This is a genomic window from Streptomyces callyspongiae, assembly GCF_047200695.1.
Taxonomy (GTDB): Bacteria; Actinomycetota; Actinomycetes; order Streptomycetales; family Streptomycetaceae; genus Streptomyces.
This window is the reverse complement of sequence record NZ_JBJZOM010000008.1, coordinates 109,535-121,884: the sequence shown is the minus strand read 5'-3', so window position 1 is coordinate 121,884 and position 12,350 is coordinate 109,535. Positions and strand designations below refer to the sequence as shown.

The following is a 12,350-nucleotide window of genomic DNA, read 5'->3' as shown; positions in this document are numbered from 1 at the left end:
CCTGCCCGCATCGCCCGATTCGCACTACGCTGGACCACGTGCCGGAGGATCTGGGGGGCAGGCCGTCGCCCGACGGCGAGGAGCCCGACGAGGAGAACCACGGAAGAGCGGACGACGAGTTCGCCGCCGTGGTCCTCGACGAGGAGTTCGTGCGGTCCGCCGACGTCCACGAGCCGACGGCGGCGGAGCGGATGCTCGCGGCTGCCCAGCCGCACCCGGAGAACGACCTGCCGCGGCCCTGGGACGAGGGATACGTCCACGGCCCACCCGGGCAGAGCGATCCGGGGGACGGCTCCGGGACGACCCACGGCTTCGGCTTCGGCTACGACGCGCGGCCCGGCGGCGCCCACCCGCAGCACGAATACTCCGCCGACGACGGGGATCCGCAGGAGTACGACCCCGACGAAGCGCTCTACGGACCCGACGGCGCCGACCGGCCCTACCGCGGCCACGTGCGCTGGCAGCGTCCCGTCGCCCTGCTCCTCGCCGTGGTAATGGGTGTGGGCGTGGTGGCGCTGGCCTTCGCCGCGGTCTACCGCAGCGCCTCGGCCCAGCGGGACCGGCCCGCGCCCTCCCCGGCGACCGGCCTGGACATCTCCGGCAGGGACGGCGCCGGCGGTCCCGGCACGCCCGCCCGGGCCGTGCCCGCTCGGCCGGACGAGTGAGCGTCCACCGGTCCGCGACGGGTGACGTGCGGCGGGCCGAAGTCCCCTGCCGCAGGGCGTTTACGGCGGCCCCGCGCGACCTACCCTGAAGGTATGGCAGGTCGTGAGAAACCTCCCGAGGGGCCTCTCGACGAAGGGTCGGGGGGCGGGGACGACGAATACCGCTCGCTCGTCTTCGACGAGTCGTTCGTGGACGCCGCCCGTCTTCAGGAGTACTCCGCTCAGGAGCGCCTCGCGGACGAGGAACACGCGGCCGTACGGAGCCGGACCCCGGCCGCGCCCACGGACCGGGCCACCCCGCGTTCCCCCTCGCGGCAGGGTCTCGCCCTCGTCCTGCTGATCGTCGTCGCCTTCGGCACCGCGGTCTACCTGGGTGTCCGGAACCCGCTGCCCGAGCCGGCGCCCGCTCCGGCGACGGCGGCACGCATGTCGATCGTGCCGCTCTCCCCGCGCGGCACCGTCCCCGGAGCCGCCCCGCAGGACCTGTACGACCACTCGCCCGCGAAGGACTACCGCATCGGGGCGGACGGAGTCACGCTGCCCTCCTCCATCCGCCGGACCGACCACTTCTCGGCGAACCAGGTACTCGCCGCGCTCACCGGGGCCAAGGAGTACGTCGTCACCAGTTCCCTCGATCCCGCGGTCCTCACCTCCGGGGAGGTCCGGCCGGTGCAGACACTGCTCGACCCCGGCCAGCAGGGCCAGTTCGAGCTCAGCATCGACCGCCCCCGCGACGACGGGCACCACGCACCGGCCGGATGGATGGTGCGGTTCGACCCGGACAGCGTCGCGCTGGCGACGCCCGGGGTCCGGGTCGAGGGAACGCTCGACGTGACCGAGACCGGCGACAACGCCCTGGAGGTCGTCGCCGACCACGTCTTCGTCTACGCGCTCCGGCCCGCCGGAAGCGACGCACGCGCCGACGCCTCGCTGTTCACCGTCCGGCGTGCGGTGCGTTTCCACTTCGCGCGCGAGGACCTCACCCAGCAGCAGCTGCGGGTACGGAGCGTGGCCGTGCAGGCAGGGCCGATGGCCTGCGCGGGGTCCCACGCGGCGACGCTCGCACCGCTGCTCGCCGGCCGGAACGCCCCCGGGGACCGGCCGCCGGCGACCGATCCGTACGACAGGGGCAGCACCTCCCGCGCCGCGGTGTGCGGAGTGCTGCCCCCGAGCGCTCAGCCGTCCCCCGTGGGCAGCCGGTAGCGGCCGCGCCGGTGCGCCGGCCCGCCCCTCAGGCGTCGTCCGAGGAGTCGTTCCGCCGGCCGGTGAAGCTGTCCCGCAGCCGCCCTCCGAGGTCGCCGGCGCCTCCCGCGAGGTCGCGCACCAGTCCGACCAGGGGGTCCTTGCTGCGCTTGACGGTGTCGGCGTAGTGGTCTGCGGACTGCCGGAACGAGTCGGTCACGGACGTCTCGTCGTCGTCCCCCCGCCGCGGGTAGTGGCCGTCCATGATCCGCTGGTAGTCCCGGGTGGCCGCCCACTTGCGCAGCTCGGCCGCCCGCACCGCGGTGAACGGATGGCTGCGGGGCAGCACGTTCATGATCTTCAGCACCGAGTCGCGCAGGTCCCCGCCCGCCTCGTACTCGTCCGCCTGCCGCAGGAACGCGTCCACGTTCATCTCGTGCAGGTGGTTGCCTCCGGCGAGCTTCATCAGACCGCGCATCGACGCCTGCAGGTCCTGTCCGACGAGCAGCCCGGCACGGTCCGCGGACAGCTCGGACTTGCGGAACCACTCCCGCAGCGCGGTCACGATCGCCATGACGGCCATGTTGCCCAGCGGGATCCACGCGACCTTCAGCGCGAGATTCGTCAGGAACAGCAGCACGGTGCGGTAGACGGAGTGGCCGGAGAGGGCGTGCCCGACCTCGTGGCCGACCACCGCCCGCATCTCCTCCTCGTCCAGCAGCTCCACCAGGCCGGTGCTGACCACGATGATCGGCTCGTCCAGGCCGACGCACATCGCCTGCGGCTTCGGGTCCTGGGTCACGTACATGGGAGGAGTCTTCGGCAGGTCCAGGATGTAGCAGGCGTCCCGGAGCATGCTGTGCAGGTGCGCGAACTGCTCGTCGGAGACCCGGACCGAGTCCGACAGGTAGAGCAGGCGGAGGCTGCGTTCGGGCAGCAGCCCGCTGAGCGCCTTGAAGACCGTGTCGAAGCCGCTGAGTTTACGCAGCGCCACCAGGGCGGAGCGGTCCGCAGGATGTTCGTAGGCCCGCGAGGAGATCTTCGGGAAGCGGCGCCGTTCCCGTCCGGGGAGATGGCGGGTGCTGTCGTTGCCTTCGGTCATGGTCGGACTTCCCCCTCGTCGACTGGAACACCCAGCGTAATCCGTGCCGGCGGACCGCGTCCGCCCCGTGGCGGATCCGGGCTCCGGCGCCTGCCGGGACGGCTGCGAGGGCCGGTCGGGGTGAGTCCGTGCCGGGTCGGTGCATACGATGTGGCGCGGAAGACACCCAGCCCCAGTTCCTCTCACCGGACGGTTTGAAGCAGTCATGACTCTGATCAGCTCCGCGCACAGCACTCTCGTCGCCCTCGCCTCGGAAGGCGGAGCCGAACACGGCGGAGAGCACGCCAGCCTGAGCCCGTACCTCGCCGGCGGCGGTGCCCTGCTGGCGCTGCTCCTGCTGCTCTGGATGACCACCCGCTTCAACCGCGACCGCTGAGCCCGCTGCACCTCACGACCGCGAGGATGGGCGGCGAGCGGAAGAAAGGCTAAGGTCGGCACGCATGGGAGAGCACAAGGTGCCGGGCGCCGGCGCGCGGCGACTGGGCGTGATGGGTGGGACCTTCGATCCCATCCACCACGGCCACCTGGTCGCCGCCAGCGAGGTGGCGGCGCGGTTCGCCCTCGACGAGGTGGTGTTCGTGCCGACCGGACAGCCGTGGCAGAAGACCCACAAACGGGTCTCGCCGGCAGAGGACCGCTATCTGATGACGGTCATCGCGACCGCGTCCAATCCGCAGTTCTCCGTGAGCCGTATCGACATCGACCGGCCAGGCCGCACCTACACCATCGACACCCTGCGCGACCTCCACGCCGAGCACGTGGACGCCGAGCTGTTCTTCATCACCGGCGCCGACGCCCTCGCCCAGATCCTCACCTGGCGGGACGCCGACGAGCTGTTCTCCCTCGCGCACTTCATCGGGGTCACCCGGCCCGGGCACGCCCTCACCGACCCGGGACTGCCGGACGGCGGCGTTTCGCTCGTCGAGGTGCCAGCCCTGGCCATCTCCTCGACCGACTGCCGCGCCCGGGTGGAACGCGGCGACCCGGTCTGGTACCTGGTCCCGGACGGTGTGGTGCGCTACATCAACAAGCGCCAGTTGTACCGGAACGGGGGAGAGGAGGCGGCCCGCCCGTGAGCGACCCCTACGGCACCGACGGCTACGGCTGGGACCCCTACGGCGGGCAGCAGCCGCAGATCGTCGGCTACGACGAGTACGGCCGTCCCGTCTACGCCCAGGACGCCGCGCAGAACCCCGCTGCCCACGGCACCGGCACCCATTACGGCCCGCCCCACGACCCGTACGCGCCGCAGACCGGCCCGCAGCCGGCCGTGACCGATCCGTACGGCGTGCAGCAGCCCGACGGCGGGCAGTACGCCACCGGACAGTACCCTGCGGTCCCGCCGCAGGCGGAGCAGCCGTATCCGGCCGATCCGTACGGTCGGCCCAACGGCGGCTACGACCCCTACGGTCCCGCCGCCGACACCGGCGGCTGGGATGCCGCTGCCGTGGCCGGGCACACCGGCACGATCCCCGTGCAGGCGGCGCCGACGGACGCCCCGCCCTCCGCGTCGCAGCCGCGGTCGAACGCGCAGGCGGAGCCCTACGACACCGGCGAGTTCGCGTTCGTGGAGGAGGCGACCGACGCCTCCGAGGACGTCATCGACTGGCTGAAGTTCACGGAGAGCCGTACGGAGCGGCGCGAGGAGGCGAAACGCCGCGGCCGCAACCGCAAACGGGCCCTGGCGGTTCTCCTGGTCCTCGCGGTGCTCGGCACGACCGGCTGGCTCTGGTACGAGGGCAGGCTGCCGTGGCTCGGCGCCGCACCCGGCTCGGAGGCCTCCGTCGCGGGACAGCAGCGCGACGTGCTCGTGGTGCACCTGCGGACTCCCGACAGCGAGGAGAGCTCCACGGCGCTGCTGGTCGACAACGCCACCACTGGGCAGGGCACCACCCTGCTGCTGCCCAACTCCCTGGCGGTGACCACCTCGGACGGTTCCACCACGACGCTGAGCAAGTCCGTGGAGGACGAAGGGGCCACGCCCACCCGCGACGCCCTGAACCGGCTGCTCGGTGCCGACATCAAGGGCACCTGGCGACTGGACACCCCCTACCTGGAGATCCTCGTCGACACCGTCGGCGGCATCACGCTGGACGCGGACGTCACGGTGCCGGGCAGGAAGAAGGACGACAAGCCGCTGGTGAAGAAGGGCAAGGCCAGGGAGCTGGACGGCCGTGCCGCTGTTGCCTACGCGACCCACCGCGGCGCCACCGAGCCCAAGGACGCACAGCTCGCCAGGTTCGGGCAGGTGATGCAGGCGGTGCTGTCCGAGATGTCCACCGGCAAGGAGTCGGCGACCAAGACGGTGGAGGCCCTGGGGCAGATCCTCGATCCGTCCATCTCGCAGGCGTCCCTGGGGGCGTCGCTGTCCTCCCTCGCGAAGCGGGCTCAGAGCAACGCCTACCGCACCGAGGTGCTTCCGGTCCGTGGGGACGGCACGCTGAGTACGCGGACCAGTGACGGACTGGTCGCCGAGGTGCTCGGCGGCACCGTGCAGAACTCCGACCCCGACGCCGCCCCCCGGGTCGCCCTCCGCAACGCCGCGGGCGACGAGGGTGCCGACGACGCGGCCCGGGTGAGTCTCGTCAACGGCGGCTTCACCGTGGTCGGGGCGGCGAAGGCCGACAAGGTGAGCGAGGAGTCCCGCGTGATCTTCGGGGATGCCGCCCAGAAGGCACGCGCCACCTCGGTCGCCAAGACACTCGGACTGCCCGACGACGCGGTGGGCAAGGGCCGGGGGGCGAACAACGCCGATGTCACGGTGGTCCTGGGCGAGGACTACGACGGATAGGCGCGGCGCCCGATCGGTGCGGGGGTCGCCCGTACGGGGTCGACGGCGGCCCCGTACGGAACGTCGGCGGAGCGTGAGACCCTTGCTCACGAACCGTCCGCCACGATCGAAAGCAACTGCCTGTGACCGCCACCGACCGTTCCGTCGAGCTGATCAACGCCGCCGCCCTGGCCGCTGCCGACAAGCTCGCCCACGATGTCGTCGCCTACGACGTGAGTGACGTCCTCACCCTCACCGACGCCTTCCTCCTCGCCTCCGCCCCGAACGACCGGCAGGTCAAGGCCATCGTCGACGCGATCGAGGAGCGCCTGCAGAAGGAGCACGGCGCCAAGCCGGCGCGTCGCGAGGGCGAGCGCGAAGGCCGCTGGGTGCTGCTGGACTTCGTCGACATCGTGGTCCACGTGCAGCACGCGGAGGAGCGCGTCTACTACGCGCTGGAACGCCTGTGGAAGGACTGCCCGGAGATCGAACTGCCCGAGGAGGCCCGCGCCACCCGGGGCCGGGGGGAGCAGGAGGGCGGCCCGGAGGCGGAGGAGGCGCCGTGACCGTCGCGCCCTCCGGTCGCAAGATCGTCCTGTGGCGGCACGGCCAGACGTCCTGGAACCTCCAGCGCCGCTTCCAGGGCTCGACCGACATCGCCCTCACCGAGGAGGGCGAGGCCCAGGCGCGGCGTGCCGCCCGGCTGCTCGCCGCTCTCGAACCGCAGTCGATCATCGCCTCCGACCTGCAGCGCACCCGTGCCACGGCCGCGGAGCTCGCTCGGCTGACCGGCCTCGAGGTCCGGCACGACGCGAACCTGCGCGAGACCTACGCCGGGGTCTGGCAGGGGCTCACCCACGAGGAGATCGTGGGCCGTTACGGGGAGGAGTACGCCGCCTGGAAGCGCGGTGAGCCGGTCCGGCGCGGCGGTGGCGAGCTCGAGACGGAGGTCGCGGACCGGGCCGCGCCGGTCGTCGAGCGGAGTGCCGACAAACTCGGTGACGGCGGCACCCTGGTGGTCGTGAGTCACGGCGGCACCATCCGCACCACCATCGGCCGGCTGCTGGGGTTGGCGCCGGACACCTGGGAGGCGCTGGGCGGTCTGTCCAACTGCTGCTGGTCGGTGCTCGGTGACAGCCCTCGCGGGTGGCGTCTGCTGGAGCACAACGCGGGTACCCTGCCCGAGCCGGTGCTCGGCGACGACGACTGAGCCGGATTTCGCGAACCGGCCGGTCACCGGTTAAGCTTCTTCCCGTTCACGGCGCGGGAGCGCCGAAGAACGCGGGGCTATAGCTCAGTTGGTAGAGCGCTTGCATGGCATGCAAGAGGTCAGGAGTTCGATTCTCCTTAGCTCCACATTCCGTATCGACGCATCCCGTCTCCTTCCTCCGGAGGCGGGATGCGTCGTTTCTCCGGGGGGAGTGCCGGTGTTCCTCGGCTCGTCCCGCGGTGTGCGGGACTTCCCGTGCGGGACTGCTGCGAACGCCCGGGACGTGGCAGAATCGGGCGCGACGAGAGGGGCGGCTCACCGAGGAGGGCGGGAGCGATGCCGACCGTGCTTCCCAGGTGCCCCTCGTGCGGGTCATCGGACATCGCCCTGGTACTCGGCGACAATGGAGGGACTTCCTACGTGTGCACGGCCTGCGGCCAGACCTGGAGCTGACGGATGGGCGCACACAGCAGGAAATGCGACTGGTGCGGCAGCGGCACGCCCGTGGTGCGCGACATGGAACCGGCGAACGACCGGTACCAGTACTGGTGCGAGGACTGCGCGCGGGCGCTGATCATACGGGGCGACCCCATCGAGACCTACCGCGAGCTCGACGGTGAGCCCATCTACGGGCGCCTGCTCGACGAGCACTGCACGCTGAAGCGCTTCTACTCCTTCGCGAGCGCCTGAGGTGGGGCCCCTCGACGCTCCCGCGTTCCGGGAAGCGGGAGTCCGGGTGACCGGTGGGCCCGCCGAACGACCGAGGCCGTGAGGCACAGGAAGGCGATTCCGGCAGCCGGGTAGACCGCGGACAACGCCATGTGGGCCGCGTCCTGGTGGAGTTCGAGCCGGTCCGACCGGTCGGGGCTGTGCGGCACCCACCACAGCGCGTACGAGCAGAACACCCCTGCGCCCGCTGCCGTCGTCCACCACCAGCCGCGGCGTTGCCGGCGCAGTGCCTCGGCCACGAGCAGGACACCCGCCGGGACGCACCACACCCAGTGGTGCGACCAGGAGACGGGGCTGACCAGTAGCGCGGTCACCGCGCAGGCGGCGGCTGCCCAGGCCTGCGCACGGGGCAGCCGCGGTGCGGCGTGCAGCGCGGCCACCGCGACGGCCAGGCCCAGACCCGCGGCCGTCACGGAGGCCGTGGCGGCCGCGGGACCGGGGTCCCCGGTGTGCAGCGCGCGTGCCAGTACACCGTGCAGCGACTGGTTGGCGGTGTCCTCGGCGTTGCCGACCCGCTCCGCATGGAGAAGCACCTCGGTCCAGAAGGTGCGCGAGGTGCCGGGAAGCACCAGTGCCGCTGCCGCGGCGGTGGCCAGGAAGGTGGCGGAGGCGACAGCCGCCTGCCGCAGCCTGGGGCTCCGGGGCCACGGCCCCGGCGACGGTCTGCGCGAGGCGTCGCGCTCCCGGTGGCCGCGGACGGCGGCGAGGCCAGGGACCCGGATCGTGCCGTGCCGGACCCGGGCCATGCCGGCGAGCGCCAGGTACACCGCGAAGAGCGCCGGCGTCAGTTTGATCCCCGCGGCCAGACCGATGCCGACACCGGCCCAGCGGTCGGTCGGCCGACGCGCCAGGTCCCACAGGACCAGGGCCGCCAGCAGCAGGTTGATCTGCCCGTACCGCACCGTCGTCCAGACGGGTTCGCACCACACCGCCACGGCGGCCACCAGGGCGGTGGCGGCGGGGCGCGACTGCCGCCGGACGCCGGTGAGCCGCAGCGACAGGCCGGCCACCGCGAGCAGCAGGAGCAGGTTGCCCGCTGTCGCGAGCGAGCGCACCAGTGGCACGTCGAGCAGCGCCAGCGGTACGAAGAGCAGGGCGGCGAACGGCGGATAGGTGGCCGGCAGGTCCGCATCGGTGGCGCGCAGGGCGTACAGGTCGGAGCCTTCGAGGACGGCCCTCCCCTGGGCCCGGTAGACCAGGACATCGATCAGGGACGCGTCCGCGGCCCGCTGTGCGGCCCAGAACACGGCGAAGGACATCAGACACAGGACTCCGGCGACCGCCGGGCGGCGCAGCGCACTCACGGCTGACGACCGTACCGTGGGGTGGACCGGGAGCGGCGATTTGGCGGATCGCCTTTCCGTCCGTGTAGAGTGGGCTTCGCCGTCGCGGGGGCACCGCAGGAGAACTGCCCGAGCCTTGCGCGTCGGACCAATCCGGGGCTATAGCTCAGTTGGTAGAGCGCTTGCATGGCATGCAAGAGGTCAGGAGTTCGATTCTCCTTAGCTCCACCCGGTGAAACAGGGCCGCTTCCGGGCGGTCCTTTTTCGTGTGCTCGGCTCTTGCGGGGGTGCGGTACTCTGTGCTCATGCGTGCCGTACGCCTTCTGCTTAGCGGGCCGCGCTGACCGGTTCCGACCCCACCGGGCCTCCTGAAAGGCCGGGTCGGATTCAGCGCGGCGTCCCCTCCTGTGCGAGGGGATTTTTCGTTTGTGGGCAGAGACGACCGATGGAGCTTTGAGAACGATGAGCGAGACCACGACCGCAGCCGCGCAGAACGCGGCTCCCCATCGCTACACGGCGGCCCTGGCCGCCGACATCGAGGCACGCTGGCAGGACTTCTGGGACAAGCAGGGCACGTACGAGGCCCCGAACCCCGGCGGTGGCGAGCTGGGCGGGGACGTCGGGCTCGTCGAGCGGCCCAAGAAGTTCATCATGGACATGTTCCCCTACCCCTCCGGTGCAGGGCTCCATGTCGGTCACCCGCTGGGCTACATCGCCACCGACGTCTCCGCCCGCTTCCACCGGATGACCGGCCACAACGTGCTGCACACCCTGGGGTTCGACGCCTTCGGGCTGCCCGCCGAGCAGTACGCCGTGCAGACGGGCACCCACCCGCGCGCCTCGACCGAGGCGAACATCGTCAACATGAAGGCGCAGCTGCGGCGCCTGGGACTGGGACACGACCAGCGCCGGTCGTTCGCCACCATCGACCCCGGCTACTACAAGTGGACCCAGTGGATCTTCCTGCAGATCTTCCACTCCTGGTACGACCACGAGGCGAAGCGGGCCCGTCCGATCGACGACCTGGTCGAGGAGTTCGAGTCCGGCAGCCGTGCCACTCCCGAAGGGCGCGCCCCCTGGGCCGAACTGGACGCGCAGCAGCGGGCGGACCTGCTGGGGGAGTACCGCCTGGCCTACGCCTCGGACGCGCCGGTGAACTGGTGCCCGGGCCTGGGCACCGTGCTGGCCAATGAGGAGGTCACCGCCGAAGGCCGTTCCGAGCGCGGCAACTTCCCGGTCTTCAAGGCGAAGCTGCGCCAGTGGAACATGCGCATCACCGCCTATGCGGAGCGGCTGCTGGAGGATCTGGACGGCCTGGACTGGCCGGAGGCCATCAAGCTCCAGCAGCGCAACTGGATCGGCCGCAGCGAGGGTGCCCGCATCGACTTCCCCGTCGACACCGCCGGCGGCGAGGAGCACACCGCGATCACGGTGTTCACCACCCGTCAGGACACGCTGTTCGGCGCGACCTACATGGTGCTGGCCCCGGAGCACGACCTGGTCTCCGGCGAGGGGCATGCCGCGTCGATCGTGCCCGAGGCGTGGCCCGCGGGCACCGACACGTCCTGGACGGGCGGGTACGCCACCCCGGCCGAGGCCGTCGCCGCCTACCGGGAGCAGGCGGCCGCCAAGTCGGACGTGGAGCGGCAGGCGGAGGCCAAGGACAAGACCGGGGTCTTCACGGGGGCCTACGCCACCAACCCCGCGAGCGGGGAGCGGGTGCCGGTCTTCATCGCGGACTACGTGCTGACGGGCTACGGCACCGGGGCGATCATGGCCGTGCCCGCCCACGACGAGCGGGACTTCGCCTTCGCCCGTGCCTTCGGGCTGCCGATGCGCTGCGTCGTCGAGCCGAACGACGACCGCGGCACCGACCCCGACCGGTGGGACGGCGCGTTCGTGTCGCACGACGCCCGGCTGGTCGGCTCGGCCGGACAGCGCCTCACCCTGGACGGGCTGGACGTCGCGACGGCCAAGGCGAGGGTCAGCTCCTGGCTGGCCGAACAGGGCATCGGCGAAGGGACCGTCAACTACCGGCTGCGGGACTGGCTGTTCAGCCGCCAGCGGTACTGGGGCGAGCCCTTCCCGATCGTCTACGACGAGGACGGCATCGCACACGCGCTGCCCGAGTCGATGCTGCCGCTGGAGCTCCCGGAGGTGGAGGACTACTCGCCGCGGACGTTCGACCCGGACGATGCCGACACCCAGCCCGAGACCCCGCTGTCCCGCAACGAGGAATGGGTGCACGTCACCCTGGACCTGGGTGACGGCCGCGGGCCGCGCGCGTTCCGCCGCGAGACCAACACCATGCCCAACTGGGCCGGCTCGTGCTGGTACGAGATGCGTTACCTGGACCCGCACAACGACGAGCAGCTGGTCGACCCGGCCGTCGAGCGGTACTGGATGGGCCCGCGGGAGGGCATGCCGACCGGGGGCGTCGACCTCTACGTCGGCGGTGCCGAGCACGCCGTGCTGCACCTGCTCTACGCCCGGTTCTGGTCCAAGGTCCTCTTCGACCTGGGGCACGTGTCGGCCGCGGAGCCGTTCCACAAGCTCTACAACCAGGGCATGATCCAGGCCTACGTCTACCGCGACGCCCGTGGCATCGCGGTACCCGCGGCGGAGGTCGAGGAGCGCGACGGCGCGTACTGGTACGGCGGCGAGAAGGTCACCCGCCTGCTGGGCAAAATGGGCAAGTCCCTGAAGAACGCGGTGACCCCCGACGAGATCTGCGACGAGTACGGCGCGGACACGCTGCGGCTGTACGAGATGGCCATGGGGCCGCTGGACGTCTCGCGCCCGTGGGACACCCGGGCCGTCGTCGGCCAGAACCGGCTGCTGCAGCGCCTGTGGCGGAACGTGGTGGACGAGGGCACCGGCGAGGTCACCGTCACCGACGACGAGCCGGGCGAGGACACCCTCCGCGCCCTGCACAAGTCCGTCGACGGGGTGCGCGCGGACCTCGCGGAGCTGCGGTTCAACACCGCGATCGCGAAGATCACCGAGCTGAACAACCACGCGACCAAGCTGGACCGCGTGCCGCGGCAGGTCGCCGAGGGCCTGGTCCTGCTGATCGCACCGCTCGCTCCGCACATCGCGGAGGAGCTGTGGCGGCGGCTGGGGCACGATTCCTCCGTCGTGCACGCCGACTTCCCCGTCGCGGACCCCGCGTACGTGGTGGACGAGTCCGTCACCTGCGTCGTCCAGATCAAGGGCAAGGTCAAGGCCCGTCTGGAGGTCCCGCCGTCCGTCACCGAGGAGGAACTGGAGGCGGCGGCCCTCGCCGAGCCCGCGGTCGTCTCCGCGCTCGACGGCGCGGGAATCCGCAAGGTCGTCGTCCGGCCGCCCAAGCTGGTCAACATCGTCCCGGCCTGAGCGGTCCCCGCGCAGCCGGGCCCGCGCCCCCGGA

General features: G+C 71.7%; 11 protein-coding genes and 2 tRNA genes. 11 read left to right on the top strand and 2 right to left on the bottom strand.

Going from position 1 to position 12,350, the window contains the following annotated elements:
* Nucleotides 1–38 precede the first annotated feature (38 nt).
* Together ACL06G_RS09955 and ACL06G_RS09950 are read left to right on the top strand one after the other, a co-directional pair.
* Nucleotides 39–665, top strand: coding sequence for an SCO2584 family spore wall biosynthesis protein (locus ACL06G_RS09955; RefSeq protein ID WP_412835746.1), 627 nt, complete (start codon nt 39–41; stop codon nt 663–665).
* Nucleotides 666–758: 93 nt separating this feature from the next.
* Nucleotides 759–1,868: an SCO2583 family membrane protein gene (locus ACL06G_RS09950; RefSeq protein ID WP_412835745.1), complete on the top strand. Its 1,110-nt coding sequence runs from the start codon at nt 759–761 to the stop codon at nt 1,866–1,868.
* 28 nt (nt 1,869–1,896) lie between these two features.
* Here the strand turns inward: ACL06G_RS09950 and ACL06G_RS09945 are convergent, their stop codons facing one another.
* The gene (locus ACL06G_RS09945) at nt 1,897–2,949 is read right to left on the bottom strand and encodes a M48 family metallopeptidase (RefSeq protein WP_412785917.1); all 1,053 of its coding nucleotides are present in this window, start codon (nt 2,947–2,949) and stop codon (nt 1,897–1,899) included.
* A 205-nt stretch (nt 2,950–3,154) separates the two neighbouring features.
* Between ACL06G_RS09945 and ACL06G_RS09940 the strand changes: the two genes are divergently transcribed.
* From ACL06G_RS09940 to ACL06G_RS09910, 7 genes are all read left to right on the top strand, one after another.
* Complete coding sequence (locus ACL06G_RS09940) at nt 3,155–3,325, top strand: hypothetical protein (RefSeq protein WP_412785918.1); 171 nt, start codon at nt 3,155–3,157, stop codon at nt 3,323–3,325.
* Between the two features lie 64 nt (nt 3,326–3,389).
* On the top strand, nt 3,390–4,025 hold the full coding sequence (nadD, locus tag ACL06G_RS09935; protein WP_412785919.1) for a nicotinate-nucleotide adenylyltransferase: 636 nt from the start codon (nt 3,390–3,392) through the stop codon (nt 4,023–4,025).
* Nucleotides 4,022–5,740, top strand: coding sequence for an LCP family protein (locus ACL06G_RS09930; RefSeq protein WP_412835744.1), 1,719 nt, complete (start codon nt 4,022–4,024; stop codon nt 5,738–5,740). The genes nadD and ACL06G_RS09930 overlap by 4 nt, the downstream gene beginning before the upstream one ends.
* A gap of 122 nt (nt 5,741–5,862) precedes the next feature.
* Complete coding sequence (gene rsfS, locus ACL06G_RS09925) at nt 5,863–6,285, top strand: ribosome silencing factor (RefSeq protein WP_412785921.1); 423 nt, start codon at nt 5,863–5,865, stop codon at nt 6,283–6,285.
* Nucleotides 6,282–6,929, top strand: coding sequence for a histidine phosphatase family protein (locus ACL06G_RS09920; protein ID WP_412785922.1), 648 nt, complete (start codon nt 6,282–6,284; stop codon nt 6,927–6,929). The genes rsfS and ACL06G_RS09920 overlap by 4 nt, the downstream gene beginning before the upstream one ends.
* A 73-nt stretch (nt 6,930–7,002) precedes the next feature.
* Nucleotides 7,003–7,075: transfer RNA gene (locus ACL06G_RS09915), tRNA-Ala, on the top strand.
* 310 nt (nt 7,076–7,385) lie between these two features.
* The gene (locus tag ACL06G_RS09910) at nt 7,386–7,619 is read left to right on the top strand and encodes a hypothetical protein (RefSeq protein WP_412785923.1); all 234 of its coding nucleotides are present in this window, start codon (nt 7,386–7,388) and stop codon (nt 7,617–7,619) included.
* Here ACL06G_RS09910 and ACL06G_RS09905 read toward each other — a convergent pair.
* Nucleotides 7,598–8,917, bottom strand: coding sequence for a glycosyltransferase 87 family protein (locus ACL06G_RS09905; protein WP_412785992.1), 1,320 nt, complete (start codon nt 8,915–8,917; stop codon nt 7,598–7,600). The two genes, ACL06G_RS09910 and ACL06G_RS09905, sit on opposite strands and share 22 nt — an antisense overlap.
* A 179-nt stretch (nt 8,918–9,096) precedes the next feature.
* Between ACL06G_RS09905 and ACL06G_RS09900 the strand changes: the two genes are divergently transcribed.
* A tRNA-Ala gene (locus tag ACL06G_RS09900) sits at nt 9,097–9,169 on the top strand.
* Between the two features lie 234 nt (nt 9,170–9,403).
* Nucleotides 9,404–12,316, top strand: coding sequence for a leucine--tRNA ligase (locus ACL06G_RS09895; protein WP_412835743.1), 2,913 nt, complete (start codon nt 9,404–9,406; stop codon nt 12,314–12,316).
* Nucleotides 12,317–12,350: the final 34 nt, after the last annotated feature.

Bases quoted from the DNA above. Each gene is read 5' to 3' on its own strand.
- ACL06G_RS09950 (WP_412835745.1), top strand. From the start codon at position 759: ATGGCAGGTCGTGAGAAACCTCCCGAGGGGCCTCTCGACGAAGGGTCG.
- ACL06G_RS09945 (WP_412785917.1), bottom strand. From the start codon at position 2,949: ATGACCGAAGGCAACGACAGCACCCGCCATCTCCCCGGACGGGAACGG.
- ACL06G_RS09940 (WP_412785918.1), top strand. From the start codon at position 3,155: ATGACTCTGATCAGCTCCGCGCACAGCACTCTCGTCGCCCTCGCCTCG.
- nadD (WP_412785919.1), top strand. From the start codon at position 3,390: ATGGGAGAGCACAAGGTGCCGGGCGCCGGCGCGCGGCGACTGGGCGTG.
- ACL06G_RS09910 (WP_412785923.1), top strand. From the start codon at position 7,386: ATGGGCGCACACAGCAGGAAATGCGACTGGTGCGGCAGCGGCACGCCC.
- ACL06G_RS09905 (WP_412785992.1), bottom strand. From the start codon at position 8,917: ATGTCCTTCGCCGTGTTCTGGGCCGCACAGCGGGCCGCGGACGCGTCC.
- ACL06G_RS09895 (WP_412835743.1), top strand. From the start codon at position 9,404: ATGAGCGAGACCACGACCGCAGCCGCGCAGAACGCGGCTCCCCATCGC.